Annotated in this window: 28 protein-coding genes; 15 read left to right on the top strand and 13 right to left on the bottom strand. The window is 62.8% G+C overall.

Annotated elements, in window-relative coordinates; all coding sequences use genetic code 11:
* Positions 1-433: 433 nt before the first annotated feature.
* Both rpsT and mutM read right to left on the bottom strand, forming a co-directional pair.
* Positions 434-697, bottom strand: coding sequence for a 30S ribosomal protein S20 (gene rpsT / locus IZV00_RS14150; RefSeq protein ID WP_196225209.1), 264 nt, complete (start codon positions 695-697; stop codon positions 434-436).
* A gap of 117 nt (positions 698-814) precedes the next feature.
* Entirely contained in the window at positions 815-1627 is an 813-nt protein-coding gene (gene mutM, locus IZV00_RS14145) for a bifunctional DNA-formamidopyrimidine glycosylase/DNA-(apurinic or apyrimidinic site) lyase (RefSeq protein WP_196225208.1), read from the bottom strand.
* 120 nt (positions 1628-1747) lie between these two features.
* Between mutM and IZV00_RS14140 the strand changes: the two genes are divergently transcribed.
* The 6 genes from IZV00_RS14140 to IZV00_RS14115 all read left to right on the top strand — a co-directional run bounded on the left by IZV00_RS14140 (position 1748) and on the right by IZV00_RS14115 (position 6965).
* On the top strand, positions 1748-2479 hold the full coding sequence (locus IZV00_RS14140; RefSeq protein ID WP_196225207.1) for a class I SAM-dependent methyltransferase: 732 nt from the start codon (positions 1748-1750) through the stop codon (positions 2477-2479).
* 144 nt (positions 2480-2623) lie between these two features.
* A complete protein-coding gene (gene ubiB / locus IZV00_RS14135; RefSeq protein WP_196225206.1) occupies positions 2624-4165 on the top strand; it encodes a 2-polyprenylphenol 6-hydroxylase in 1542 nt (513 codons plus the stop codon).
* On the top strand, positions 4162-5409 hold the full coding sequence (gene coaBC, locus IZV00_RS14130; protein WP_196225205.1) for a bifunctional phosphopantothenoylcysteine decarboxylase/phosphopantothenate--cysteine ligase CoaBC: 1248 nt from the start codon (positions 4162-4164) through the stop codon (positions 5407-5409). The genes ubiB and coaBC overlap by 4 nt, the downstream gene beginning before the upstream one ends.
* Complete coding sequence (gene dut / locus IZV00_RS14125) at positions 5384-5848, top strand: dUTP diphosphatase (protein WP_196225204.1); 465 nt, start codon at positions 5384-5386, stop codon at positions 5846-5848. Before coaBC ends, dut begins: the two co-directional genes overlap by 26 nt.
* Positions 5845-6612 (top strand): HesA/MoeB/ThiF family protein, encoded by a 768-nt coding sequence (locus IZV00_RS14120; protein WP_196225203.1) that lies wholly within the window; start codon positions 5845-5847, stop codon positions 6610-6612. Before dut ends, IZV00_RS14120 begins: the two co-directional genes overlap by 4 nt.
* Positions 6600-6965 (top strand): DsrE family protein, encoded by a 366-nt coding sequence (locus IZV00_RS14115; RefSeq protein WP_196225202.1) that lies wholly within the window; start codon positions 6600-6602, stop codon positions 6963-6965. Before IZV00_RS14120 ends, IZV00_RS14115 begins: the two co-directional genes overlap by 13 nt.
* Here the strand turns inward: IZV00_RS14115 and IZV00_RS14110 are convergent, their stop codons facing one another.
* Both IZV00_RS14110 and IZV00_RS14105 read right to left on the bottom strand, forming a co-directional pair.
* Positions 6966-7688, bottom strand: coding sequence for a M48 family metallopeptidase (locus tag IZV00_RS14110; protein WP_230463236.1), 723 nt, complete (start codon positions 7686-7688; stop codon positions 6966-6968). It lies immediately after the preceding gene.
* A gap of 80 nt (positions 7689-7768) precedes the next feature.
* Complete coding sequence (locus tag IZV00_RS14105) at positions 7769-8206, bottom strand: ExbD/TolR family protein (RefSeq protein ID WP_196225201.1); 438 nt, start codon at positions 8204-8206, stop codon at positions 7769-7771.
* A 162-nt stretch (positions 8207-8368) separates the two neighbouring features.
* On the opposite strand from IZV00_RS14105, the gene thrS reads away from it, so the two are divergent.
* From thrS to IZV00_RS14090, 3 genes are all read left to right on the top strand, one after another.
* Positions 8369-10351: a threonine--tRNA ligase gene (thrS, locus tag IZV00_RS14100; protein WP_196226682.1), complete on the top strand. Its 1983-nt coding sequence runs from the start codon at positions 8369-8371 to the stop codon at positions 10349-10351.
* Between the two features lie 126 nt (positions 10352-10477).
* Positions 10478-11011, top strand: coding sequence for a translation initiation factor IF-3 (gene infC, locus IZV00_RS14095; protein ID WP_021238112.1), 534 nt, complete (start codon positions 10478-10480; stop codon positions 11009-11011).
* Positions 11012-11219: 208 nt separating this feature from the next.
* The gene (locus IZV00_RS14090) at positions 11220-11603 is read left to right on the top strand and encodes a VOC family protein (protein WP_196225200.1); all 384 of its coding nucleotides are present in this window, start codon (positions 11220-11222) and stop codon (positions 11601-11603) included.
* A gap of 54 nt (positions 11604-11657) precedes the next feature.
* On the opposite strand, the gene IZV00_RS14085 is transcribed toward IZV00_RS14090, so the two are convergent.
* From IZV00_RS14085 to pabB, 6 genes are all read right to left on the bottom strand, one after another.
* On the bottom strand, positions 11658-12770 hold the full coding sequence (locus IZV00_RS14085; RefSeq protein ID WP_196225199.1) for a zinc-binding dehydrogenase: 1113 nt from the start codon (positions 12768-12770) through the stop codon (positions 11658-11660).
* 13 nt (positions 12771-12783) lie between these two features.
* Positions 12784-13455, bottom strand: a complete 672-nt coding sequence (gene msrA, locus IZV00_RS14080) for a peptide-methionine (S)-S-oxide reductase MsrA (RefSeq protein ID WP_196225198.1) — start codon at positions 13453-13455, stop codon at positions 12784-12786.
* Positions 13442-13609 carry a hypothetical protein gene (locus IZV00_RS14075; protein ID WP_196225197.1) on the bottom strand — a complete coding sequence of 56 codons (168 nt, stop codon included), beginning with the start codon at positions 13607-13609 and terminating at the stop codon, positions 13442-13444. Before IZV00_RS14075 ends, msrA begins: the two co-directional genes overlap by 14 nt.
* 253 nt (positions 13610-13862) lie before the next feature.
* Positions 13863-15065: a pyridoxal phosphate-dependent aminotransferase gene (locus IZV00_RS14070; protein ID WP_196225196.1), complete on the bottom strand. Its 1203-nt coding sequence runs from the start codon at positions 15063-15065 to the stop codon at positions 13863-13865.
* 259 nt (positions 15066-15324) lie between these two features.
* Positions 15325-15948 carry an aminotransferase class IV gene (locus IZV00_RS14065; protein WP_196225195.1) on the bottom strand — a complete coding sequence of 208 codons (624 nt, stop codon included), beginning with the start codon at positions 15946-15948 and terminating at the stop codon, positions 15325-15327.
* Between the two features lie 18 nt (positions 15949-15966).
* Positions 15967-17145 (bottom strand): aminodeoxychorismate synthase component I, encoded by a 1179-nt coding sequence (pabB, locus tag IZV00_RS14060; protein ID WP_196225194.1) that lies wholly within the window; start codon positions 17143-17145, stop codon positions 15967-15969.
* 94 nt (positions 17146-17239) lie between these two features.
* Between pabB and IZV00_RS14055 the strand changes: the two genes are divergently transcribed.
* Positions 17240-17626: a DUF983 domain-containing protein gene (locus tag IZV00_RS14055; protein ID WP_196225193.1), complete on the top strand. Its 387-nt coding sequence runs from the start codon at positions 17240-17242 to the stop codon at positions 17624-17626.
* A gap of 178 nt (positions 17627-17804) precedes the next feature.
* Here the strand turns inward: IZV00_RS14055 and IZV00_RS14050 are convergent, their stop codons facing one another.
* Positions 17805-18242, bottom strand: coding sequence for an acyl-CoA thioesterase (locus IZV00_RS14050; protein WP_196225192.1), 438 nt, complete (start codon positions 18240-18242; stop codon positions 17805-17807).
* 180 nt (positions 18243-18422) lie between these two features.
* On the opposite strand from IZV00_RS14050, the gene IZV00_RS14045 reads away from it, so the two are divergent.
* Positions 18423-19541 carry an AI-2E family transporter gene (locus IZV00_RS14045; protein ID WP_196225191.1) on the top strand — a complete coding sequence of 373 codons (1119 nt, stop codon included), beginning with the start codon at positions 18423-18425 and terminating at the stop codon, positions 19539-19541.
* 119 nt (positions 19542-19660) lie between these two features.
* Here IZV00_RS14045 and IZV00_RS14040 read toward each other — a convergent pair whose 3' ends face one another.
* Both IZV00_RS14040 and IZV00_RS14035 read right to left on the bottom strand, forming a co-directional pair.
* Positions 19661-20992 carry an FkbM family methyltransferase gene (locus IZV00_RS14040; protein WP_196225190.1) on the bottom strand — a complete coding sequence of 444 codons (1332 nt, stop codon included), beginning with the start codon at positions 20990-20992 and terminating at the stop codon, positions 19661-19663.
* 266 nt (positions 20993-21258) lie between these two features.
* The gene (locus IZV00_RS14035; RefSeq protein ID WP_196225189.1) at positions 21259-22122 is read right to left on the bottom strand and encodes a sulfotransferase family protein; all 864 of its coding nucleotides are present in this window, start codon (positions 22120-22122) and stop codon (positions 21259-21261) included.
* 242 nt (positions 22123-22364) lie between these two features.
* On the opposite strand from IZV00_RS14035, the gene IZV00_RS14030 reads away from it, so the two are divergent.
* From IZV00_RS14030 to IZV00_RS14015, 4 genes are read left to right on the top strand one after another with little or no spacing between them, the layout of a single operon-like run.
* Positions 22365-23549, top strand: a complete 1185-nt coding sequence (locus tag IZV00_RS14030) for a glycosyltransferase family 4 protein (RefSeq protein WP_196225188.1) — start codon at positions 22365-22367, stop codon at positions 23547-23549.
* Positions 23549-24151 (top strand): sugar transferase, encoded by a 603-nt coding sequence (locus IZV00_RS14025; RefSeq protein WP_196225187.1) that lies wholly within the window; start codon positions 23549-23551, stop codon positions 24149-24151. Before IZV00_RS14030 ends, IZV00_RS14025 begins: the two co-directional genes overlap by 1 nt.
* Positions 24123-25046 carry a methionyl-tRNA formyltransferase gene (locus IZV00_RS14020; protein ID WP_196225186.1) on the top strand — a complete coding sequence of 308 codons (924 nt, stop codon included), beginning with the start codon at positions 24123-24125 and terminating at the stop codon, positions 25044-25046. Before IZV00_RS14025 ends, IZV00_RS14020 begins: the two co-directional genes overlap by 29 nt.
* Entirely contained in the window at positions 25043-25726 is a 684-nt protein-coding gene (locus IZV00_RS14015) for a PIG-L deacetylase family protein (protein WP_196225185.1), read from the top strand. The genes IZV00_RS14020 and IZV00_RS14015 overlap by 4 nt, the downstream gene beginning before the upstream one ends.
* Position 25727 lies beyond the last annotated feature (1 nt).

Raw genomic sequence — 25727 nt, 5'->3', positions numbered from 1 at the left:
AAACAGTCGACCCCCATCAACTGTGCCCCTGCCGGGCAGGGACCATCAGACGCAAAAATCCCTTTGGAAAAGCGGGAGCTTCCCCAACAAGTCTGCGCAAAAACAACCTAATGACGATCACCGGAATCGATTCGAGTGGCGATCAGAGAATTGAAAATAGACAGGCAATCTTCGCCTGATCAAGGGCAAGGCCCTTCAAAAATATGAAATAAAGACGTTGACGCGGAAAACCGGGGGAAATGGCAAAATGAGCAGAATATCACGCAAATTCAGATAGTTAGCAAATGTACACTTATGTACCTTTTTGCTCGAATCGCGAGGGAATCGCGGGAATCTGCGGATGTCCGTTACGGCTACGTGACGGAATCATGAAAAAACCCGCCCCAGAGCGGGACGGGTTTTTGACTTTTACGTGACGATCGAGTGGAGCGGCTCAGGCGAGCGCGCTGACCCGCTTCGTAAGACGGCCGAACTTGCGAGCCGCGGTGTTCTTGTGCAGCACGCCGCGTGCGACGCCACGCGCCAGTTCAGGCTGGACGGACTGAAGCGCCGTGGCCGCAGCCGACTTGTCGCCAGCGGCGAGAGCGGCTTCGACCTTCTTCACCAGGGTACGGATCCGGCTGATGCGGGCGCCGTTGATTTCGGCGCGGCGTGCGTTGCGGCGGATGCGCTTCTTGGCTTGCGGCGTATTGGCCATTTAAAGTCCTCGGTCTCGTCAAATCTCGTGAAAGGGTCAGCCGGAATCGCCAGCCGTCCCCCGTGAAGGTGCGCCCCTTACAGGGGATAAGCCCAAGCGTCAACGGGAAGGCGCGTGCTATTTCTGGCATTTCGGGCAGTAGAAGGTCGACCGTCCGCCGTCCACGCGTCGCCGGATCACGCCGCCACAGGCGCAGCTTTCGCCTTCCCGGCCATAGACGCGCCACTGTTTGGAGAAATAGCCAAGCTCTCCATCGGGTCGGGCATAATCGCGCAGGGTGGAGCCTCCGGCCGCAATCGCGGCTGTCAGCACTTCCCGAATCGCGTCGGCCAAAAGACCGAGCCGCGCCCGACTGATCCGCCCCGCCTCGCGCGTTGGGGAGATGCCCGCCATGTTGAGCGCTTCGCAGACATAGATGTTGCCGAGCCCCGCCACGATTCGCTGATCGAGCAGCGCCGCTTTGATCGATGTCGCCTTCCCTTTCAGCACCTGCGCAAGATAGTTGGCCGAAAAATCGGGTCCGAGTGGCTCCGGCCCCATGCGGGTGAAGGGACCGTAGGCGTGGGAGCCGTCGGTGCGCACAAGATCGATCGAGCCGAAGCGACGCGGATCGTTAAGGGAGAGCAGATGTCCGTTTCCGGTCTCGATCAGAAGATGGTCATGGGTCCCGATCTCCGCAGGATCGATTCGCCAACGCCCCGACATGCCAAGATGAAAGATCAGCGTGTCGCCGCGATTGGTTTCGATGAGCCCATATTTGGCGCGACGGGACAGCGATGTGACGGTCGCGCCAGTCAGCCGCTGCCGCAGATCGACCGGTATGGGGAAGCGGAGATCCGCACGGCGTGGTTCGACACGGGTCAGAACCGTGCCCTCCAGGACCGACCGGAGGCCAGCGACCGTGGTTTCGACTTCGGGCAGTTCAGGCATTCAAATCTCTCTTGGATAGCGATCGGATCGTCAGGCCGAATTATGCCGACAAGTCACTGAACATTTTCGCCGATCTGGGGTGTTTCCACCGGACATGCAAATGCTCTAGGAGGCTGGCCCATGAACGACACTGCTTCTTTCGGCTATCGCGATGTGGATGCCTCTGAAAAACAGGGGATGGTGCGCGCGGTCTTTTCCAACGTCGCGTCCAAATATGACCTGATGAACGACGCCATGTCCGTGGGCGCGCACCGGCTGTGGAAGGACCAGTTTGTCGGGCGCGTGAAGCCGCGCAAGGATGAAGCGATCCTCGATATGGCGGGCGGCACGGGCGACATCGCCTTTCGCATGGCCAAGTATGGTGCCAACGTCACCGTGTCGGACATCAACCCCGAAATGCTCGCGGTGGGCGTCGAGCGCGCGAAGAAGAAAGGCCTGGAAGGGCTGATCTGGTCGGAGCAGAATGCGGAAGAACTGACGTTCAACGACCGCAGCTTCGACGCCTATACGATTGCCTTTGGCATTCGCAATGTGACGCATATCGACAAGGCGCTGCGGGAAGCGCACCGCGTGTTGAAATTTGGCGGGCGATTCTTCTGCCTGGAATTTTCGACGACGACCTGGCCGGGCTTTTCCGACGTGTATGATGTCTATTCGCATCGGCTGGTGCCAAAGCTCGGCAAGCTGCTCGCCGATGATGAGGACAGCTATCGGTATCTGATCGAATCGATCCGGCGCTTTCCGCCTATGCCGGAATTCGAGCGGATGATCCGGGAGGCTGGTTTCGTGCAGACGAAGGTCGAGCCGATCCTGGGTGGGTTGGTGGCGATCCATTCGGGGTGGAAGATTTGATGGTGGGGCAGTTCGAGATGAAATTCGTTCGCTCCAAAATAGCGGCGAAAAAGGCGAGAAATTGCCATGACGAGGGCGGTACAGCGCCGCTTATGCGGCGCACCCACCCCAACCCCTCCCTTGAAAGGGAGGGGCTAGTATAGGATGCCCTCTCACATCACGCATATCTGGCGGCTGCTGAAATGGGGCCGGACGCTGGCGCGGCATGGGGCGCTGCGGGGGATTGAGCGCGATCCGTTGACGCCTACGCCCGTAAGGCGGCTGGTGCGATTGGCGCGGGTGGGGGCACGAGTCCCTAAGCAACCGCGCTATGCCGATGCCTTTCAGGCGATCGGACCTGCGGCGATCAAGCTGGGGCAGACTTTGGCGACCCGTCCCGATCTGGTAGGAGAGCAGGCAGCGGACGATCTGCTGCGTTTGCAGGACGCATTGCCGCCCGTTCCCTTCGCGACCATTCGCGCCCAGATCGAGCAGAGTTTCGGGCGTCCGCTGGAGAGCATCTATCGCAGCTTCGACGAGGTGCCGGTAGGCGCTGCATCGATCGCGCAGGTGCATCGCGCCGTCACCACGGATGGCCGCGATGTGGCGGTCAAGGTGATCCGGCCCGGAGTCACGGATCAGTTCAACCGCGACATCCAGACCTATGAATGGGCCGCTGCCCATGTGGAGATGCTGGGCGGCGAGGTCGCGCGATTACGGCCGCGCCTGGTCATCGCCAACATGAAGCGCTGGACCGCGCGCGAGCTGGACCTGCGCCGCGAAGCTGCTTCGGCATCCGAACTCGCCGAGGCGATGGAGGCGATGCCGGGCTATCGCGTGCCGATGATCGATTGGGATCGCACGACCGGCAAGGTCATGACGATGGAGTGGATCGACGGGATCAAGATCTCCGATCGCGACGCCCTGATCGCGGCGGGTCATGATGTGAAGGAACTGGGCGCGCGGCTGGTCAACGCTTTCCTGCGGCAGGCGATCGCCGAGGGTTTCTTCCACGCCGACATGCATCAGGGGAACCTGTTCGTCACCGCCAATGGCGACATCGTGGCGATCGATTTCGGCATTATGGGGCGGATCGACCGACGGGCGCGCATGTGGCTGGCGGAGATTCTCTACGGCCTGATTACCGGCAACTACAAGCGGGTCGCCGAAATCCATTTCGAGGCGCAATATGTGCCCGGCCACCATAATGTCGAGGAGTTCGCGACCGCCCTGCGCGCCGTGGGCGAACCCATGCGGGGCAAGCCGGTGCGCGAGCTTTCGGTCGGGGGCATGCTGGACGGGTTGTTCGCCATCACCCGCGACTTCGACATGCAGACGCAGCCGCACCTTCTGCTGCTACAGAAGACCATGGTGATGGTGGAGGGCGTGGCGACCGCGCTCGATCCCGACATCAACCTGTGGGAGACGAGCGGCCCTTATGTGAAGGAATGGCTGCGTGCGGAGCTAGGGCCGGAGGCGAAGGCGGCCGATGCGCTGATCGAGAATTGGCGGACGCTTCAGCGGCTGCCCGGTCTTGTGCGGCGGATCGAGGAAGCCTTCCCCGAGAAGGGCGGTGCACCGCCGCCGCCGCCGCTGACCGAAGTCCGGCTCATCCGCATCGGCGGAGGGTGGCGCTATGCCGCCGTGGCGGGGATTGCCGCAGTGACTGGAGCGGTCGTTACGGCCCTGCTACATCTGCAACTATGACTCAGCGCCGCATCCTCCTGATCGTCGCCGGTGGCATCGCGGCCTATAAGTCGCTGGAGCTGGTGCGGCTGCTGAAAAAGCGGGGCATCGCTGTGCGCGCGGTGCTGACCGACAGCGCCACCCATTTCGTGACGCCGCTGTCCTTGGGCGTGCTGACCGAGGACCATGTCTATGGCGACATGTTCGACCTGAAGGAAGAGCGGGAGATCGGGCATATCCAGCTGAGCCGACAGGCTGATCTGGTCGTGGTCGCGCCCGCGACGGCGAACATCCTCGCCAAAATGGCAAATGGCATTGCCGATGATCTGGCGACGACGCTGCTGCTCGCCACCGACAAGCCGGTGCTGGCGGTGCCCGCGATGAATGTGCGCATGTGGCATCATGCAGCGACGCAGCGGAACCTGGCGCGCTTGCATGCCGATGGCGTCCACCTGATGGAGCCGGATAGCGGCGAGATGGCCTGTGGCGAGTTCGGCAAGGGGCGTTTGCCTGAGCCGGAAGCGATCGTGGAAGAGGTTGAGCGACTGCTTGAACGCCCGGCTGTGAAAGATCCGCTTGCTGGGCAACCGGACTTTGAGGGCGCGGAACTGCCGCTTAAAGGGCGGCACATTCTGGTTACCGCTGGACCGACGCATGAGCCGATCGACCCGGTGCGCTACATCGCCAATCGCTCTTCGGGAAAGCAGGGCTTTGCCATCGCGGCGGCGGCGGCGCGGGCTGGTGCGCGGGTGACTTTGGTCGCTGGGCCGGTGCATCTGGCTACGCCTGCGGGCGTGGATCGCGTCGATGTGGAAACCGCGCGGGAGATGCTGGCGGCGGTCGAGGGCGCGCTGCCCGCCGATGCGGCGATCATGGTGGCGGCGGTTGCCGACTGGCGCACGGCGGATGCTTGCGGACAGAAGCTGAAGAAGGATGGGTCAGGCAAGCCTGCGCCGCTGGCGCTGGTGGAGAATCCCGACATTCTGGGCACCTTGGGCAAACATGCCGGGCGCCCTGCCCTGCTCATTGGTTTTGCTGCCGAGACCGAAAAGGTTGCCGAACATGCGCAGGCCAAGCTGGCGCGCAAGGGTGCGGACTGGATCATCGCCAATGATGTGTCAGGCGACGTGATGGGCGGCGACAGCAACAGCGTGCATATCGTCACGGCGGACGGCATCGAAAGCTGGGAGCATTTGCCCAAGGATGCCGTCGCCACCCGAATCATCGAAAAGGTTGCCAATGTCCTCCCCTCTCTCTCCGATTGAAATCCGTCTGAAGCGCCTGCCCCATGGTGAAGGACTACCGGCGCCAGCCTATGCGACCGAGCATGCGGCGGGGATGGACGTGGTGTCGGCTGAGGATGTCACCCTCGCGCCGGGCGGGCGGCATGCGGTAGCGACCGGCTTTGCGATGGCGATCCCTGAGGGCTATGAGGTCCAGGTGCGGCCACGGTCGGGCCTTGCGCTCAAGCATGGCATCAGCCTGCCCAACACGCCCGGCACGATCGATGCGGACTATCGCGGGGAGTTGAAGGTCATCCTCATCAATCTGGGAGAGGAACCCTTCGTCATCACGCGGGGTGACAGGATCGCGCAGTTGGTCGCAGCGCCGGTGCAGATGGCGCGCTTTGCCGAGGTCGAGGAACTGGACGAGACGGTCAGGGGTTCGGGTGGTTTCGGATCGACGGGAGTGAGTAGCTCATGACCCTTTCCGACGAGCAGCTGGAACGCTACGCCCGCCATATCGTCCTCAAGGAGATTGGCGGCGTGGGTCAGGCGCGTCTGCTCTCAGCCGATGTCGTCGTGATCGGCGCGGGCGGCATCGGCAGTCCCGCTATCCTCTATCTCGCGGCGGCGGGCGTCGGCACCATCCGGGTGATCGATGACGATCATGTCGCGCTTTCCAATTTGCAGCGGCAGGTTCTGTTCGGCACCGGCGACATAGGCGCGGCCAAGGCGGAGGCGGCGATGGCGGCGGTGGCGCGGCTCAACCCCGATGTGAAGCTGATCCCCATCAATGCCCGGATCGATGCGGAGAATGCCGCGCTGATGCTGCGCGAGGCGGACGTTGTGCTGGACGGGTGCGACAGCTTCGCGACGCGGCTGGCGGTGGCGGACTGCGCGCAGCGGTTGCGCATCCCGTTGGTGTCAGCGGCGGTGGGACCGTTTGAGGGGCAGCTCGCAACCTATCGCGGCTGGGAGAGCGATCAGCCCTGCTATCGCTGCCTTGTCGGCGACCCGCAGGATGCGCCCGAGCGGAACTGCGCTGAGACAGGGGTGATTGGCGCTCTTACCGGCGTGATGGGGAGCCTGGCCGCGCTGGAGGTCATTCGCGCATTGGTGCCCTTCGGCACGGACATGGCGGGCAAGCTGCTGCTAGCCGACCTGCTTTCCATGCGGTTCCGGACGGTAAGCATCACCAAAGACCCCGGCTGCAAAGCTTGCACCGCCGAACTATGCGCGAGCTGAGGATCGTCGTCGCCACGGCTGACGCAGAGCGGCTGCGCGGCGCACTGGTGCTGGCGAGCGCGCAGGCGGCGTTGGGCGGAGCGGCCAGCATCTTCCTGCAACTGGATGCCGTGGCGCTGCTGCGGGAGCCCGTCCAAGCACCAGAGGATGCCGCGCATCTGGCGGCGGGCCTGCCTTCCCTTAGCCAATTGATCGCCGAGGCGCTGGCGCTGGATGTCGGCATCCTTGCCTGCCAGAGCGGCATGGCACTGCATGATGTCGCCGCCAGTGAATTGCCGGACGGCATTTCCATCAGCGGCCCAGTCGCGTTTCTTCAGGAGACCGGGGATCAGGCGCGCCTGATCTTCGCCTGATCAGAAGGGCTTTCCCCAGAATTTCGCAACCTTCGGGTCGGCCGCGCAGGAGGAGCGCAGCGCCTGCCACGAAACGCGGTCGAGGGCCGGGCGATAGGCCGAACCCGGCTTGACCGCGTCGGCGAAACGGCGGCGACGATCGGCGGAGAGCGGGTGCGAGGAGAGCCATGTCATGGCCCTTTCCCCACGATCTGCCTCCTTGCCGCCGAGCTTTTCGAAGAAGGCCGCAGTGGCGGCGGGGGAAATGTTGGCGGCGCGCATCTGATCGATGGCGACGCTGTCGGCGGCCGCTTCAGCCTCCCGCCCATAGCTGAGCGCAAGCACCCCATTCAGATAGCTGCCTGCGCCGCCCCCCGCTCCGCCGAGCACAGCGCTAAGACCAAGTTGGCGGACAAGGCCGGTCAATGTGTCGCGGTGCCGCACATGGCCAAGTTCATGACCCAGGACGCCCGCGACCTCGTCGGGCGAGGCCGCCTGCTGGATGAGGCCGTCGAACAGGATGATACGACCGCCGGGCAGCGTTACCGCATTGACCATCGGGATGTTGGCAAGCGTGATTTCGCGCGCTTCATGATGGGGATCAATCCTTTCCGCCAACGTCCGCAACGCGGCATCCCCGGCGGGCGTGTGGCAGAAGCGACCGCCAAAATCCCCGACCATCATGTATTCGCGCCAGCTTCCTTCAAAGGCAAAGCTCTCGCCGTAAAAGCGTTCCTGGTCCATGATCCCCCCTGTAGTCCCCGGCAGCAAAAGACTATGCGCCGGACGACTGGTCAAGGGGGATCATGTTGGCGGTCCTTCCGTTAGAAGGTGGCGTAGCGCTCGTTACCAACAAAGCCCATATTCTTGACGCCCGCTCGGCGAATGTCGGCGAGCACTTCGTCCACCACGACATAGCGGGCGTCAGCGGCGGGCTGGAACTGCAACTCCGGTTCGACAGGCTTCGCAAGGGACGCGGCGAGATATTGGCGCAGAGTAAGCCGATCGATTGCCGCCCCGTTCCAGCGCAGCACGCCCTCCCCATCGATCGTCAGCCTGTTTTTGACGGGGTTTATCGGCGGCTGCGTCACCGTGTCAGGCGTTTGGGGAAGGTCGACGCCGACGCTGTGCGTCTGGATCGGTATCGTGATGATGAACATGATCAGCAGCACCAGCATCACGTCGATCAATGGGGTGGTATTCATCTCGCCCATCGGTTGTTCGGGCTGAGACGCGTTGGATTGGACGAAGCTTGAAGCCATGAACCCCTCCTGTTGAATGATATATCAACACATTCAACATGCCTGCATCAGCGTTCCTTGGCAAGGGTCCCTTCTATTGACAGACGGGGCCGCCCATTTATGGGGAAAGCGCGGCATTTTGCGCTGCCATCCAATCACAGAAAGACTTGTCCCTTGTCCGCGATGCTCAAGATCACCCTGCCCGACGGTTCCGTGCGTGAAGTCGCGCCCGGCACTACTCCGGCGGATATTGCAGCGGCGATCGGGCCGGGTCTGGCCAAGGCGGCGATCGCGGCGCGGGTGGATGGCGAGTTGCGCGATATTATGCGGCCCTTGGAGGGCGATGCTCAACTCGCGCTGGTGACGAGCAAGGATGAGGCGGACGCGCTGGAACTGGCGCGGCATGACTTTGCGCATCTGCTGGCCGAAGCGGTGCAGGCGCTGTTTCCGGGGACGCAGATCACCTTCGGCCCTGCGACGGACGACGGCTTCTACTATGACTTCGCACCCAAGGACCGGCCCTTTACCGAGGAGGACCTGCCCGCGATCGAAGCGAAGATGCGGGAGTTGATCGCTGCGAACAAGCCGCTCCGCCGCGAGGTATGGACGCGCGAGGACCTGATCGCGCGCTGGAAGGCGGAAGGCGAGACGTTCAAGGCTGAATGGGCGGCAGAGCTGCCCGAGGGCGAGGAACTGACCGTTTACTGGTCCGGCGGGGAGTGGCTGGACATGTGTCGCGGGCCGCATCTGGCTTCGACCGGCAAGCTCGACCCCAATGCTTTCAAGCTGACGCGCGTTTCGGGGGCTTATTGGCGCGGGGATCAGAAGAATGCGATGCTGTCCCGCATCTACGGCACCGGCTGGCTTAACAAGAAGCAGTTGGACGCGCACCTCACGCGCCTCGAAGAAGCGGGCAAGCGCGACCATCGCAAGCTGGGCGCGGAGATGGACTTGTTCCACCTCCAGCAGGAGGCGCATGGGTCGGTCTTCTGGCATCCCAAGGGCTATTTGATCTGGCGGGAGCTGGAAGCCTATATGCGCCGCGCGATCGACGATGCGGGCTATCGCGAGGTCAAGACGCCGCAGGTGATGGACGCGCGCCAGTGGGAGCAGTCGGGCCATTGGGGCAAATATCGCGAGAATATGTTCGTGATCCCCGACGAGGTGCCGAATGTCGAGGATGAAGGGCCGCTGGTGTCCGACGATGTCGACTGGATGGCGCTGAAGCCCATGAACTGCCCGGCGCACATTTTGATCTTCAAGCAGGGGATCAAAAGCTATCGCGACCTGCCGCTGCGTTTCTATGAGAATGGCTGCTGTCACCGGAACGAGCCGCATGGGGCGCTGCACGGGTTGATGCGGGTGCGCCAGTTCACGCAGGATGATGCGCATATCTTCTGCCGCGAGGACCAGATCGTCGCGGAGGTGCGGGCCTTCTGCGAGCTGGCGGATCGGATCTACAAGAATTTCGGCTTCACTTACTCGATCAAGCTGGCGCTGCGTCCGGAGAAACGCTTCGGCACCGAGGAGATGTGGGACAAGGCCGAGGAGGAACTGCGTAACGCTGTCGCGGCCGCTGGCCTCAACACGCCAGAATATGGTTGGGAGGAATTGCCGGGCGAAGGCGCTTTCTATGCACCCAAGCTGGAATGGCATCTGACCGATGCGATCGGACGGACCTGGCAAGTCGGCACGATCCAGTCCGACCGGGTGCTGCCGGAGCGACTCGACGCATCCTATGTGGGCGAAGATGGCGAACGGCATCGGCCGGTGATGCTCCACCGGGCGATTTTCGGCTCCTATGAACGCTTCATCGGCATCCTGATCGAACATTATGCGGGCAAATTCCCCCTTTGGCTCGCTCCGGTGCAGGCGGTTGTCGCGACTATCGTTTCGGACGCGGACGACTATGCGAACGCGGTGGTGGAGAAGCTCCGTGCCGCCGGGATCCGCGCTGAAGTCGACGTCCGTAATGAGAAGATCAACTACAAGGTGCGCGAGCATAGCCTTGCCAAAGTGCCCAATTTGCTGGTCGTCGGGCGTCGCGAAGCCGATGAAGGCACGGTGGCGCTGCGTGCGTTGGGTAAGGAAGGGCAAAGCGTCCTTGCCGTTGATGATGTCATCCAGCGTCTTGCAAAAGAAGTGCTCGCCCCCGATATGCGGTGAGGCAGCGATGCCACATGGGGCCGGTGATTCCGTAACTGCGGACTTGCCGCCCCTTTCGGCTTTGCGCTAAAGGCCGCCAGAGCCGTTTTGTAAGCAACCATAGGAGAAGCCGCTATACGTCCCCCAATGATGCGCCGCCCGATGGCGCCGCCGCCTAAGTCCGGTCCCCGTTACAATGAGTTCATCACTGTGCCCAAAGTGCGCGTGATCGACGACGAAGGCGAAAATCTGGGCGTGATGTATACGCAGGAGGCGATCGAGCGCGCCTATGAGATCGGGCTGGACCTGGTCGAAGTGTCGCCGACCGCCGATCCGCCGGTCTGCAAGTTCCTGGACATCGGCAAATATAAGTACGAAGCCCAGAAAAAGGCGAATATCGCCCGCAAGACCCAGAAGACGCAGGAACTCAAAGAGATCAAGATGCGTCCGAACATCGACGATCATGATTATGATACGAAGATGAAGAAGGTCCATGATTTCATCGGCGACGGCGACAAGGTGAAGATCACCCTGCGCTTCCGCGGCCGCGAACTGTCGCACCAGCAGCTTGGTATGCAACTGCTCCAGCGGGTGGCGGAGAATGTCGGCGAGATCGCGAAGGTGGAAGCCTATCCGCGCATGGAAGGTCGCCAGATGCTGATGGTGCTGGCGCCGAAATAAGGCTTGCCGGTTTTGGTAGATGCATTTTGGGCGGGGTCTGGGTTCAGGCTCCGCCCATTTGCTGTGGTTCGGCGGAGATAGGCTGCGCTCTCATCGCCTCTCCTCAATGCGCGTGGACATTTCCGGCTTCCATTATTCGAAGCCCTTCCTAAACTAGCCAGTGAGCGCGGTTGGTTGCCAACCGCTCGAAATGGCAGAGAGGATGCATATGTTCAGCCACATCATGGTTGGTGCCGACGACATTCAGAAATCCAAGCAATTTTACGATGCGACGCTGGGCGCTCTGGGCGTCTCGCCGGGGTTCGTCGACGACAAAGGCCGTGTCTTCTACATGACGCCGACCGGCGCGTTTGCCATTTCCAAGCCGCTCAACGGTGAACCGGCCTGTGCGGCCAATGGCGGAACCATCGGCTTTTCGGTCTCTTCGCCCGAGCAGGCAGATGCATGGCATGCGGCGGGGATCGCGGCAGGCGGCACGACTTGCGAAGATCCGCCCGGTGTTCGTGACGGCGGCATGGGCAAGCTGTACCTCGCCTATCTGCGCGACCCGGCGGGCAACAAGCTTTGCGCGCTGCACCAGATGGCGTCCTGACACTGACGATTTCAGGAGCGCCGCTTCAGCGCTCCTGAAGCTCCCCGTTCCAGCTTAGTTTGGGACGATCAGGTACTTCTCGCCGGTGCGCCGGGCATTGTAGGTTAGCACGACTTCACGGTTGAGTGCTTCGGACAGCGAGATATGGCCCTTATAGTGGCTGGCGAAGGTGGTCGTGATATTGTCCATCACGCGTTGCTTCATCCGTTCGATGGTTTCTGGTCCCGCCTTTTGCAGGAAGGGGAAGAGCAACCAGCCCCCAACGGACCAGCCGAAACCGAAGCTGCGCGTGAGGATGGTAGGGGACAGGTCGAGGGCGCCGTAAATATAGGCTTGCTTGGGGCTGTCGGAACCATAGCGGCTGTAGGGCGCGTCCTTGCTGGCGACCTGTTCCATGGCATGCAGGATCTGGCTGACGAGATTGCCGCCACCGATCGCGTCGAAGGCGATGGTCGCGCCGGTGGCTGCGATGGCGGCTTCAAGCTGAGCGGGGAAGTCCTCTGCCGAACTGTTGACCACATGGTCCGCGCCGATCCCTTCGAGGATCGCCACCTGTGCGTCGTTACGCACGATGTTCACCAGCGGAACGCCGTCTTCCTGAGCGATGCGCACCAGCATCTGGCCCAGGTTGGAGGCGGCGGCGGTGTGGACGATGGCCTTGTGACCTTCCCGCTTCATGGTTTCTACAAAGCCAAGCGCCGTCATGGGGTTCACGAAGGCGGACGCGCCCTGCTCCGCCGTCACGTCATCGGGCAAGACCATGCAGGCGCGGGCGTTGACGATGCGATATTGCGCGAACATGCCGCCGCTGATCAGGGCGACGCGCTTGCCGAGCAGGGCCTGAGCTTCCGGGGATTCGCCAGCGGCGATGACGGTGCCAGCCCCTTCATTGCCGATCGTCATGGGCTGACCCACTCGCCCCGCCAGCGCGCGTCGGGCCGCGTCAGGCATGCGGGCAACGATCCGGCCTTCGCTGTAATCAGCATTTTCAAGATCGGCGGAGGCGAAAAGCAGGGCGAGGTCTGACGGGTTGATGGGCGCCGCTTCTACGCGGACCAGCACCTTGTCCGCCCGAGGCGGCGGTAGCGTCTCCTCCGCCAGTTCCACGGTCAGCCGACCATCCTCGTCCAAGGTCGACAGAAGCTTCAATCCTTGGGTCGGGGTCATGGCTATGTCCTTTTCAGGCTGAGGGACGGGCGTTGTAGAGGTTGGGGTACATCGCCTTGAACGCGGCGAGCTTGGGCATGTCCCAACGCTTGATATAGGGATGGCGCGGGTTGCGGGTCAGGAAATCCTGATGATAGGCGTCCGCAGCCTGGAAGCCGGTGAAGCGTTCGACCTTCGTCACGATCGGGTCGCGCCAAAGTCCCGCCTTGTCCAGCTGCGCCAGATAAGCGCGAGCCGCCTTGTCCTGCCCCGGAGTAAGGGGGAAGAGCGCGCTGCGATATTGGGTGCCGCGATCGGGGCCTTGATAATTGAGCGTAGTGGGGTCGGCGATGACCGAGAAGAAGACCCGCAGCAAGGTGCCATAGCTGACCTGGCGAGGGTCGTAGGTGACGCGGACCGCCTCAGCGAAGCCTGTACCGCCTTGGCTGACGCGGTCATAATCGACCTTGAGGTTGGACGGGCCGCCAGCAAAACCCGACGTGACGAGACGGACGCCCTTGATGTGGGAAAAGACACCCTCAACTCCCCAAAAGCAACCGCCCGCGAAGACAGCGGTTTCGAGCTTGCGCGTGGCGGGGGCATCTATCGCGGGCGTGGGCGCGAGGACCGGACGCTCGGCGCGCAGGGGAGAGGCGACGGCGGCTGCCGCCGAGAAGGCGATGAGGAAGGCGTTAAAGGGCCGCATTGGAATTGGCCTGGGGCATGCTTTCGGGCGCGGCCATGGCGGGGGTAGTGAGCGCAGGCGGCTCAGCGAGGTGGAAGGCGAACAGGCCAGCGGAGCCGATCACGAACCCGCCAAAGAAACGCAGGAACAGGTCGGATTTGAGGAATGTCAGCATGGCCTTCTTCCTTTCTATCTTGGCCCGGAAGGACGGGGATTAGCAGCTTATGGGTTAGCCTCTGGTGAACGAGGCCGGATATCTAGTTTCAAGTTGAAACGGAATATAGGTGAGCTTGGTCTGGCTGCAAGGTGGCGTGGGGTTTTTTGCGAGAGGTGGCGCGCTTTTCCCCTCCACCAGCTTCGCTGTCGAAGAGAGACACCTGCCTCTCTTCGACTCTCCCCATGCTCGGCATGGGGAGGATTTAGGGGACTTACTTCAGGGCGGCGCAGGCTTCCTGGATGCGCTTGCACGCCTTGGCCAGAATTTCTTCCGAAGTCGCGTAGCTGATGCGGAAGGCGGGCGAGAGGCCGAAGGCGGCGCCGTGGACGGCGGCGACGCGGGCTTCATCGAGGAAATAGCCGATCAGCTTTTCGTCGGTGTCGACCAGCTGGCCCTTGGGCGTGGTCTTGCCCATCAGGCCGCTGGCGTCGGGATAGACGTAGAAGGCGCCTTCTGGCGTCCGGCAGTCGAGGCCCGGCGCGTCGTTCAGCATCGATACGACCATGTCGCGGCGCTTCTTGAAGGCGGCGTTGCGCTCTTCAAGGAAGTCCTGATCGCCGGTCAGCGCGGCGACGGCGGCCGCCTGGCTGATCGAGCAGGGGTTCGACGTGGACTGCGACTGGAGCTTGCCCATCGCCTTGATGATCCATTCGGGACCACCGGCGAAACCGATGCGCCAGCCGGTCATCGAGAAAGCCTTGGAACAGCCATTCACCGTCAACGTGCGCTCATAAAGGTCCGGGCATACCTGCGCGATGGTCGCGAAGGGGGTCGGCGCGTACCAGACATGCTCATACATGTCGTCGGTCATGATCAGGACGTGCGGGTGGCGACGCAGCACTTCGCCCAGATCTTTGAGCTCGCTCGCCGAATAGGCCGCGCCCGAGGGGTTGGAAGGCGAGTTCAGGATCAACCACTTGGTGCGTGGCGTGATCGCGGCGTCGAGCTGGGCGGCGGTGATCTTGTAGCCCTGACTTGCGGGACCTTCGACGAAGACGGGGGTGCCGCCCGCGAAGTTCACGATGTCCGGATAGCTGACCCAATAGGGCGCCGGGATGATGACTTCATCACCCGCATCGACGGTCGCGACCAGCGCGTTGAACAGGGTGTGCTTGCCACCCGAATTCACGCTGATCTGGCTGCGCTTGTAGGTCAGGCCGTTGTCGCGGTTGAACTTGAAGGCGACCGCATCCTTGAGATCGGCGGTGCCGTCCACATCGGTGTAGCGGGTCAGGTTTTTGCGAATCGCGGCGATGCCCGCTTCCTTGACGAAATCGGGCGTGTCAAAATCGGGTTCGCCCGCCGAGAGACCAATGACATCGACGCCTTCGGCTTTGAGGGCATTCACACGCGCGCTCATCGCCAGGGTAGCGGAGGGCTGGATGCGACCGAGGGCAGCGGAAGTCTGGCTCATCGTGACACTCTTTCTGATGGATAGTGAGTCCGCGCGGGCGGACGCGAGGCTCCTTAGTGCGCTATCGCGCGGTGGGCAACCGCCAGTTGGTTTTCGTCATTCCAGCAGACGCTGGAATCTTGAGGGGTAGCGCAAGCTGGCTTGAGATCCGACGCTGGGATGACGGGGTTTATGGGGGTGGGGGCTGCGGCGCCCATTGGGCGCTCCCCTCCACCAGCCTTTGGCTGGTCCCCCTCCCCATCTGCGATGGGGAGGATTTTTACTTTACTAGGGAGGCGGCGACCATGCCTCGGGCGGCGTTGCCGATGAAGAAGCCCTTGGCGAGGTCGCGGGGTTTGAGGTCGTCTTCGACCGCTTCGCCCATTTCGATGAGGCTGTGGCGCAGGACGCCGGGAAGGAGACCCCGCGACAGTGGGGGCGTCACCAGCTTGTCGCCGCGTTCAACGAATATGGAGGAGAAGCAGCCTTCGGTGAGGAAGCCTTCCTCATCGGTCATCAGCACTTCATAAGTGCCGCCGCGTTTCAGCGCGTCGCGGTAGATGGCCCGGTCGGTCGTCTTGTGCGCGAGGCGGAGGTCGTCGGCGGAGCTTTGACGGGGCACGATCGCCACCTGCATGATCGCCTGCGGCCAGGTGCGATGTTCGCGCACCTCGATGGCGATCGAACCGCCCCGCGAGACGAGAAGGCGCAGGCGGCTGCGTTCGCGCAGGCGGAAGGTCGCGGCTTGCAGTTCATTGCGAACTTCATGGCGGTCGAAGCTGAAATCGAGTGCCGCAGCGCTCGCCTTCAACCGTTCGAGATGCAGTTCGAGCAGCCTGATACCGTCGACCGGATCGAAAGCCATGGTTTCGAGCAGGTCGAACCGTCCGTCAGCCAATGACATCGAAACTATTCAAGCCCCCTACTGTCCTGCGGTCGTGAGGAAGCGCCCCTTGGCCAGGCATTCCGCCCACTCGGATGCCGCATCCGAGTCCGCGACAATGGCCGAACCCAATCCCAGGCGCCCCTCCCTGCTGCCTTCTTCAACCCAAATCGTGCGAATGGCAACATTGAAGGCGGCGTCTCCGTTCGGATCGATCCAACCCATCGTGCCGGTATAGATGTCGCGCGGATATGCCTCCACCGTATCGATAATTTCCATCGCCCGCACCTTTGGCGCGCCGGTGATCGATCCGCAGGGGAAGAGGACGCGCAAGATATCGACTGGCGAGAGGCCGGGCAGCAGCCGCGCGCGGATGGTCGAGACCATCTGGTGCACCGTCGGATAGGTTTCGACATGGAAGAGGTCGGGGACGATCACGGTTCCCGCGCGCGACACGCGGGACAGATCGTTGCGCAGGAGGTCGACGATCATCAGATTTTCGGCGCGCTGCTTGATGTCCTCCTCCAGTTCGCGCGCCAGTGCCGCGTCGCGCGCCGGGTCGGCGGAGCGGAGGGCGGTGCCCTTCATGGGGCGGGCGGTCAGTTGTCCGCGCACATTGGTGAAGAAGAGTTCGGGCGAGAAGGAGAGGATATTATGCGCGCCGGTACGGATGATGCCGCCATAGCCCGCGCGCTGGCGGGGACGGATCGCGGCATAGAGCGCCATGAGGTCGCCATCGAAGCGCGCGGCGCAGGGGAAGGTTAGATTGACCTGATAGATGTCGCCTGCCCGGATATATTCCTGCACCTGAGTGAAAGCGGCGCGATAGGCCTGCTCGTCCAGCAGCGGTTGCGGCGCTTCTATGCTGGCGGCGGCGGGATCGGGCAACAGGTCCGGCATCAGCGCTGGATCGATCAGACGATGCCCTTCAAACAGGCCGAACCACAGGAGCGGCATGGCAGGCCCGCGATCATCCTGTAAGGCGATCGGCTGGAGGCGATCCTCCAGCATCAGTCCAGCCTCGTAGCTCATGTAACCGGCGGCATGGAGGCCCAATTCGCCCGCTTCGGCTATGCGGTCGAGGGCGGGCTGCACATCCTCAAGACAATTGGCGCAGATGATCTCCACCGGGTCGCGGTAAAGGCGCGCGGGCGCGGGATTGCGCTCTCGCGCATCGTCGAACAGGACAAAGGCTTCGGAAGGACCCGGCAGTCGCATGGGGGCCGTCTTAACAGCCTTTTGGCCGGGCGAAAGGGAGGCAGGCGGTTAAACCTGTGTTGCACAGTCCGCCGTGCGGCCATAGGGAGCGCGGATGAGCAATCATCCTTCCGCAGATGCCGTGGCGCGTCCGCTTCGCCCGGCCTTGACTTCAGGACTGCGCGGCCGGTGCCCCGCCTGCGGTGAGGGCGCGATGTTCGCGGGCTTCCTGAAGCCCAGTCCGGCCTGCAATGCCTGTGGGCAGGCGTGGGATGTGTCGCGGGCGGATGATTTTCCCGCCTATATCGTGATCCTGCTGCTGGGGCACATATTAGTGCCCTTGATGATCGAGGTGAACCATGCGCTTGCCATTCCACTAGGCGTGCAGGCAGCGCTTTGGCCCGGACTAGCCGTGGTGCTGGCGGCGGTTATGATCCAGCCGGTGAAGGGTGCGGTGATCGCCTTTCAGTGGGCGCGGCGGATGGATGGGTTTGCGGGCTGATCTCACTCCACCCGTTCATCACTCCCCCTTCCCTTCTCTTAAGAAAGGAAAGCCGTTGGCTTCGCCGGCCTTCGGCTCGACAAGCTCAGGGCGAACGGAGGTGAGGGACGGTGGTCCGGGGAGACGGCGCGGCCCAGCTCATCGAGACCCCAGCTTTCGCTGGGGTGACGCTAGCGGTTTAGGTCGGCTGGCGCAGGAAGTTGCGTTCCATGGCTTCGCGCAGGCTGGCGTCGATGACGCGGCGGCCTTCCGAGCCGTGGGTGACGACCGTGGTGTCGCAGGTGGCGACGCAGACGCCTTTCTGGAAGGCGGCGGAGCTGACGGTCCAGCTGGTGCGGCCGATATGGCCGATGCCGCAATGCACTTCGAACGGATAGGGGAAGTGCGATTCCTCCACGAAGTTCAGCGACACGGCGGCGACGAGCCAGCGCACGCCCTGTTCCTGCGGGTGACGGCCGAGATGATGGTGGAAGCGGATGCGGGCGGTTTCGAAGATGCCCGATATGGCCACATTGTTGATGTGGCCCATCGTGTCGATATCCTGGAAGCGCGTATCGATGCTGGTGATGAAGCTGTAGGCTTCCGGGCTCAGCCGCCAGGATTCGGGTTTTGCCATGTCCTGCTTTCCGATGGTTATCCTTGAAGCTCTTACGCTTCGCCGACGCGGATTCAATCGGTCAGGGAAAATTGAAGCAACTGCGACCTTTTTGACACAGCGGACGTTGGTCGCAGTGCAAAAGCGCCGCCATCGCGCGGAAGATGGACTTTTGCCCCCGATTTCTGCCAAAGCGCGAACATGACCGGCAAGCCACAGAATGTCCGCATCGAAGACGGTGTTTTTCTGGGCTTCGTCCTGTTGGTGTCGGTGGCCTTTGCGCTGGTGATCGAGCCGTTTTTCGCGGCCATATTGTGGGGCGTGATCGCCGCCATATTGTTCGGGCCGATCAACCAGAATCTGCTGCGGCAGATGCCGGGCCGCCCCAATAGCGCGGCAGGGCTGACGCTGTCGCTGATCGTGGCGGTCGTCATCCTGCCCGCCATCGTGCTGGCTGTTTCGCTGGTGCAGGAAGCGGGGCTTTTCTACGCCAAGATACAGTCGGGGCAGATTAATATCCCCGCCATGTTCAATGCATTCCAGGCGAGCCTGCCGGATTGGGCTTCGAACCTGCTGGCACGCGTGGGCATCACCAATTTCGCGGCGGTGCGCGACATGCTGGGCCAGGGGATTGCCAACAGCTTTCGATCCGTCGCGGCGCAGGTTTTCCAGATCGGGCAGAGCGCGTTCAGCTTCTTCGTCGCGCTCAGTGTGACGCTCTACCTTACCTTCTTCCTGCTGCGGGATGGACCGGCGCTGGCGGCGCGGCTGGATCGCGCGGCGCCGCTGCGCATGACGCACAGGCGGGCGCTGATGCAGCAGTTCGTCGTCGTCACCCGCGCCACGATCAAGGGCAGCGTCGTCGTGGCCATCGTCCAGGGGATGATCGGAGGCGTCGTATTCTGGATGCTGGGGATACAGGGGCCGCTGCTGTGGGGCGTGCTGATGGGATGCTTTTCGCTGATCCCGGCGGTGGGCACGGGGCTAGTGTGGGTGCCGGTGGCAATTTACCTGCTGGCGACGGGCGCGGTGGTCAAGGGGATCATCCTGATCGTGTGCGGCCTGTTCGTCATCGGCCTGATCGACAATCTGCTACGGCCGATGCTGGTTGGGCGGGATACGCGCATTCCCGACTATGTGGTGCTGATCACGACGCTGGGAGGCATCGACATGTTCGGCTTCAACGGCATCGTCATCGGGCCGGTGATCGCCGCGCTGTTCATCGCGACATGGAACATCGTCACGCGGATGCGGACTGGCAACGGGCTGGAAGGGCCGTTGACACAGGAAGAGACACCGTCCGCCGAGGTGGATCGCTGAGAGCTGGCTAACCGCGCTAGAGCGCGCTGCGTTAAATCGGACGCAAGACGCGCGCTCTAGTTTTTTGTTTTCGCATCGTTTTAGGCGCAAAACCGGTTCCCACTTTTGCGCACGATGCTCTAAGAGGAGACGTTGTCGGCGATATCCTCGGCAAGGCGATCGAGTTCGGCGGGCTGCTTCTTCTTGCTGATCAGGGCATAGGCCAGTTCGCCCTCCTGCCAATAAGCAACGGTCTTGCCATCGCGGGTGAGCACCTCCGGTTTGGCGGGTGCCACGCCATCGTCGCGGACGGCGAACAGGGAGACCGGACGGCTGACGTCGTTGGTGATGGTCATCTGAAGGCTGGGGCCGCTGTCGGAAGGGAAAAGCTGTACATCGGTGATGCGCCAACCCTGCGGCAGGACGGGAAGCGCGATGCGGGCGAAGGAGCCGACTTCGCCGACGTTGAACACCGTGGGCGGCGAACGGCGCAGGACAGCCCGCATTTCCGCGACTTTGTGCGACTGCAAGGCTTCCTTGATGAAATATTCCTCCGCCCGGCCGCGATCGACCGATATGCCCTTGCCCATGGCAAACCAGCCGCCTGCCAACACCAACAGGGCCGCAGCGACGCGCGCGAGGCGGGATGTCGATCGAGCGGCCGAGAGCGAGACGGGGGCGGCATGAGAAGGCCGCCGACGAAAAGGCGTGACGTTAGCACAAGCCGCGACGGGGACTGCGGTGTCAGTCCGGCGGTGGAAAACCGCGTCGAAATGATCGCCTGCGCCGTCAGGATCGACGCGGGTGAAGCCATGGCGCTCTAGCAGGGTGAAGACTTCGCCTGCATCAGCACCATAGCGGTGAAGGTTTCGGTGATCGATTTCGACGACAGCTGCACGCGTTTGCGGGAGGGCGAGGATCGGCGCCAGCCCCTGAAGGACGGCATATTCAAACCCCTCCACATCGATCTTCACTGTAATGGATCGCTCGCCGATCAGCTTGAGAAGGCCGGGAAAGTCGCCGATCGACAATGTCATGACCCGTTCCCCCTGCTCCACAGGCTCGCTGGCGATGGAGAAGCGCCCGGAATGCCCTGTCGCGCGATTGTCGAGCAGGTCGGGCCGGGTAAGAGCCGCAAGCGCCATGTTGAAGGGCAGAACATTGCTAAACACGTTCAGGCTTATATTCCGGACCAGCTTTGCGAAGGTGGGAAAGCAAGGTTCGAAGGCGACCACCAGCCCGTCCCGCCCCACGCGCTCCGCCGCAAGCAGGGTGAAGATGCCGCAATTGGCGCCGACATCGATGAAGCAGTCGCCGGGATTGAGGCATTCCACCTCATCGGAGACTCGCGCCCCATATTCCCCGGTCAGCCCAAGCAGGTGAGTCCGGTCGCGCACATCGAAGGCGAGTCGGACATTGCCATAGCTTGACCGGATCGGCGTGCCATCCAGCACCCAGGCAAAAGGCGACAACAGCCGCCACTTCCCGCGAAAACGAGGCAATCGGTGGACATAGAGGTTCAACAGCCAAGGTCGAACCACCCTGAAACCCGGCATCAGCGCACCTCACTTCCCTTATGGTCGGCAATTTACGTCATGCATGATCGTCAGTGGCCGACTTTTCCGGAGTACCCCCGCAGTTGCCCGTCCCGCGGTTAGCGGACATGCATACGGGTCGGGGCGATGCTCCATACGGCGTCAGATAAGTCGCCGCCGTTACTGGAGAATGACGGCGCGAATCACTTCGCCGCCACGGCTTGAGCGTCCCTCGTCGCAGGATCGCCGGTAATCCAATGGCGCAGATCCATCTGGAGGGTGTCTTGCAGGATCAACAGGTCCTCGCAGTAAAAATCGCGCAGCATCTGCTGCAATTCATCAGTGAGGGGCGGGTAGCGGATCGGCGCGGCCAGCGACGCGCGCAATTTTGCCAGATGGGGGTTGGAGCGGAGCGGGTCCAGCACCGGGCGCATCGGTTGCAGCATACGGCGCAACGGCAGCGGCAACATCGGGCTGGCGCTGTCATTTTTCCGGCTGGCCACCTCTTCGGGCGCGATGTGCACCGGCACGCCGATATGGGTGCACACGTCCGCGATGACCTGTTCGGGCTGCTCCCGAAGCGACTCGTACAGGATCACGTGGATCTGATCGCGCGGATAATGGCGCAGGAAGCGGCGCAGATGTGCGCCGTAAAGCCCGCCCGACAGGAATCGTGATTGTTCAGGCTGGGCGCTTTCCAGATATTTGCGCGGGTCGCCGCTTACCTGTCCGCGTCGGAAGAGCATGCAATAATCGGAATAGGCGCGCTGAACCGGGTCGCGCAGCTGAACGATGAGGCGGGCGTCGGGAAGCATGGTCGCCATACGCTCCGGAGCTTGCGGATGCGCGAGATAGTCGGCCGACTTTTCCCCGATGATGCGGCCGGGCGGAGCAGGATCGAAGAGGGAGGCGTACCATTCCGGGCCGCGATCATATTTCGAACTGAAATAATGCGGTTCGGCGTCAGGGAGCCACAGGCCGGGATGATTGCGGAGTTGATGAGCGATCCATGTGGTCGCGCCCTTCATGGCGCCGATAACGACGAAGCTTGGCTGGCGATCAATCATGTTCTTCAAATAGGGCGGATGTGGGCGCCGGGCAGTTGGGCATAGGTACGATCCGAAGAGGGGTAGAGGCCTTATCCCTTTGAGCAGAAATCAAATCCCCGCCCCTATTCGTCATCCGAAAGGATGGACGACTGGCCTCAAGTATAGGTGCGGAATGGTGCGGCCTTTTCCGGCTGCTTTGTCCTATAGTTGCGCTTGCCGCCCCCAATAGCGCGGCGATCCGGAAGCAGCCACGGGACCGCATGAAGATCATCGTCATCGCCAGCCTCGCCTATTCGGTCATCAATTTTCGCGGGCGATTGATCGCGGCAATGATCGGCAACGGGCATGAGGTCATTGTCTGCGCGCCCGGCCGCGATCCCGAGATCGAAGCAAAGCTGGCGGCGATGGGCGCGACCTATCTGTCCATGCCCATGGCGCGGGCGGGGATGAACCCCTTTGCCGACATGGGCACGCTGAGCTGGCTGATCGGTTGCTTCCGGAAACATCGGCCGGACGCGGTAATGGCCTACACGCAGAAGCCGATCATCTATGGCGGCATCGCCAGCCGGTTTTTCCCGTCCATCCGCTTCTATGCGATGGTCAGCGGGCTTGGCCATGTGTTCAGCGACGGTGAATCGCGACTGCTGCCCTATGTGCGGGCGATCGTGTCCATTCTGTACCGGCAGGCGCTGCGCACCGCCAAGGCGGTGTTCGTGTTCAACAGCGACGACCGTGGCGAGATGCTGCGCCACCATATCCTGCGCCCCGACAGCCGAGTCATTCAAGTGCCGGGGTCGGGCGTGGACCTTTCCCATTATGCTCAGGCGGCTTTGCCGGAAGGACCGCCTGTTTTCCTGATGATCGCGCGGCTGCTGCGCAACAAGGGGCTGATCGAATATGTCGAAGCGGCCCGGATCGTCCGGGCGCGGTTTCCCGATGTATGTCTGCAACTGCTTGGGCCTCTCGATGAAAATCCGGCCGCCGTTTCGCGCGAGGCGATCGCTGAGTGGCAGGACGACGGCATTATCGAATATCTGGGCGAGACGCGCGACGTGCGCCCCTTTCTGGGGCAGGCCAGCATCTTCGTGCTGCCAAGCTGGTATAGGGAGGGCCTGCCGCGCACGATATTGGAAGCGATGGCGGTGGGCCGGGGCGTGATCACCACTGATATGCCGGGTTGCCGCGAGCCGATCAGGCAGGGGGTGAACGGCTTCATCGTCGCGCCGCGCGATGCCGGGGCGCTAGCTGACGCGATGGTGCGGATATGCGAGCAGCCCACCCTGCCCGCGCAATTGGGCATGGCGGCGCGCAAGACGGTTGAAGACCATTATTCGGTCGAGATGGTGAATGCGCTGCTGCTTTCGACCATGGAGATGAACGGCCCCGCGGCCGGGCGGGCCGGGCGAAAGAGGGTCAACGCGCCGATCCTTGCCGGAGAATCCTGATGGGGGTGAGGCGGTTGATCGATATGCTGTTCGCGGCCACCGCTTTCCCGCTGGCGCTGCCGGTCATGGCGGTGATCGCCGGTGCCATAAGGCTGGCCGATGGTGCGCCGGTGCTGTACCGGCAGGTGCGCATGACGAAGGGCGGGCGGCGCTTTTCCGTCATCAAGTTCCGGACCATGACCGACGCCCGCGACCGGCAGGGGCGGTTGTTGCCAGACGCGATGCGGACGACGCGGATCGGCGGGTTCCTCAGGCGCTCGAGGTTGGATGAACTGCCGCAGCTGTGGAACATCCTGACAGGGACCATGAGCCTGATCGGCCCCCGCCCTCTGCTGCCCGCGACCATAGAGGAAGCCGGAGAGCGGGGACGGCAGCGGTGCGCGGTCAGACCCGGCCTGACGGGTTGGGCACAGGTCAACGGCAACACGCTGCTGGGTGAGCATGACAAGATCGCGCTCGATCTGTGGTATATTGCGAACCGCTCCTTGTGGCTCGATCTCACCATCCTTGCCCGGACGATCAGCGTGGCGGTGCGCGGCGAACGGTCCAACCAGTCATCGATCAGGAGGGCGCATGAAGGCCATAGTCGTTGGCGCGGTTGAAAGCACGCGGGTCGCGGTGACGGCCCTTGGCCAATCCCGTCAATGGGATCTGGCGGCGGTATTCACCCTGCCGCCGGACCTTGCCCATCGCCATTCCGATTTCGTCGATCTTTCGGGCGAGGCCGAAAAAGCGGGGGCACGGATGGTGCGAACCGCCAATATCAATTCCGATGTGGCGTTGCAGGCGATCCGCGATCTGGCGCCCGATTATATCTTCGTGATCGGCTGGTCGCAGATTTGCGGGGCGGAGTTTCGCGCCACCGCGAGGCGGGGCGTCGTGGGCTATCATCCCGCGCCACTGCCACGCCTGCGCGGACGCGCCGTCATTCCATGGACCATCTTGCTGGATGAGCCCATTTCCGCTTCCTCCTTCTTCCTGATCGATGCGGGGGTGGATAGCGGGCCGCTGCTTGGCCAGCGTTATTTCCATCTGGCGCCGGATGAGACGGCGGCCACCCTTTACGCCAAACATATGGCCGCGCTGGAAGCGATGCTGCCGGGCGTGCTTGAGGATATTGCGGGCGGATCGCCGACGCTCACGATACAGGATGAGCGGTGCGCCACCTATGCCGCGCGCAGGCGGCCGGAAGATGCGCTGATCGACTGGTCGGCGCCGGGATCGGCGATCTGGCGCTGCGTCAGAGCCTGCGGTCATCCCTATCCCGGTGCCTGGACGAGCTATGCGGGCGAGAAGATCGTCATCGAAGAGGCGGCGCTGGTGCCGCTGCGCCATCATGCCGCCGCGATGCCGGGGCAGATTGTCGAGCGTATGGCGGAAGGCTTCGTCGTGCGCTGCGGCGACGATCAGGGATTGCATGTGTTGCGGTGGCAGACGGCGCGGGAGGCGCCCCTGCCCAACCACGCCATATTGGGGCGGGCCAAGGCTGCGGCATGACGATGATCGATAGCATAGAGCGCGCATTGGTGATCGCGCCCCATCCCGACGATGAAGTGCTGGGCTGCGGGGGAACGATCGCGCGCCTCGCCGCCATGGGTCGCCATGTCGAGGTCGTCATCGCGACGCAGGGAAAGCCGCCGCGATTTGATACGTCGCAGGTGGAGCGGGTGCAGGCAGAAGCGCGCCAGGCGCATGAGCTGCTGGGCGTCGCGAGGACGCATTTCCTGGATTTTGAAGCGGCGGCATTGGATTGCCTGCCGCGCGCGGAGTTGAATGAGGGCATCGCCGCCGTGGTGGCGGAGAGCCGTGCCGACACATTATTCCTGCCCTTCCCCGGCGATCTGCATTTCGATCATGGCCTGATATTCGAGGCGGCGATGGTCGCGGCGCGGCCGGTTGGCGCCCATTATCCAAGGCGCATCCTCGCGTATGAGACGGTGTCGGAAACCAATTGGGCGGCACCTTATCTGACGCCTCCGTTTCAGCCGCACGTATTCATCGACATCAGCGAGCATCTGGATCGGAAGATCGAGGCCTTTGGCTGTTTTGAATCGCAGGTTCGTCCTTTTCCGAATGAACGATCCTTTGAAACCTTGCGTGCGCTGGCGCAGGTGCGGGGCAGTTGCGTCAGTCGGCGGGCGGCGGAAGCCTTTGTGCTGATAAGAGAGGTAGCCTGAC

The sequence above is a fragment of the Sphingobium sp. Cam5-1 genome, assembly GCF_015693305.1.
GTDB lineage: Bacteria > Pseudomonadota > Alphaproteobacteria > Sphingomonadales > Sphingomonadaceae > Sphingobium.
This window is presented reverse-complemented; position numbering and strand designations above follow the sequence as displayed.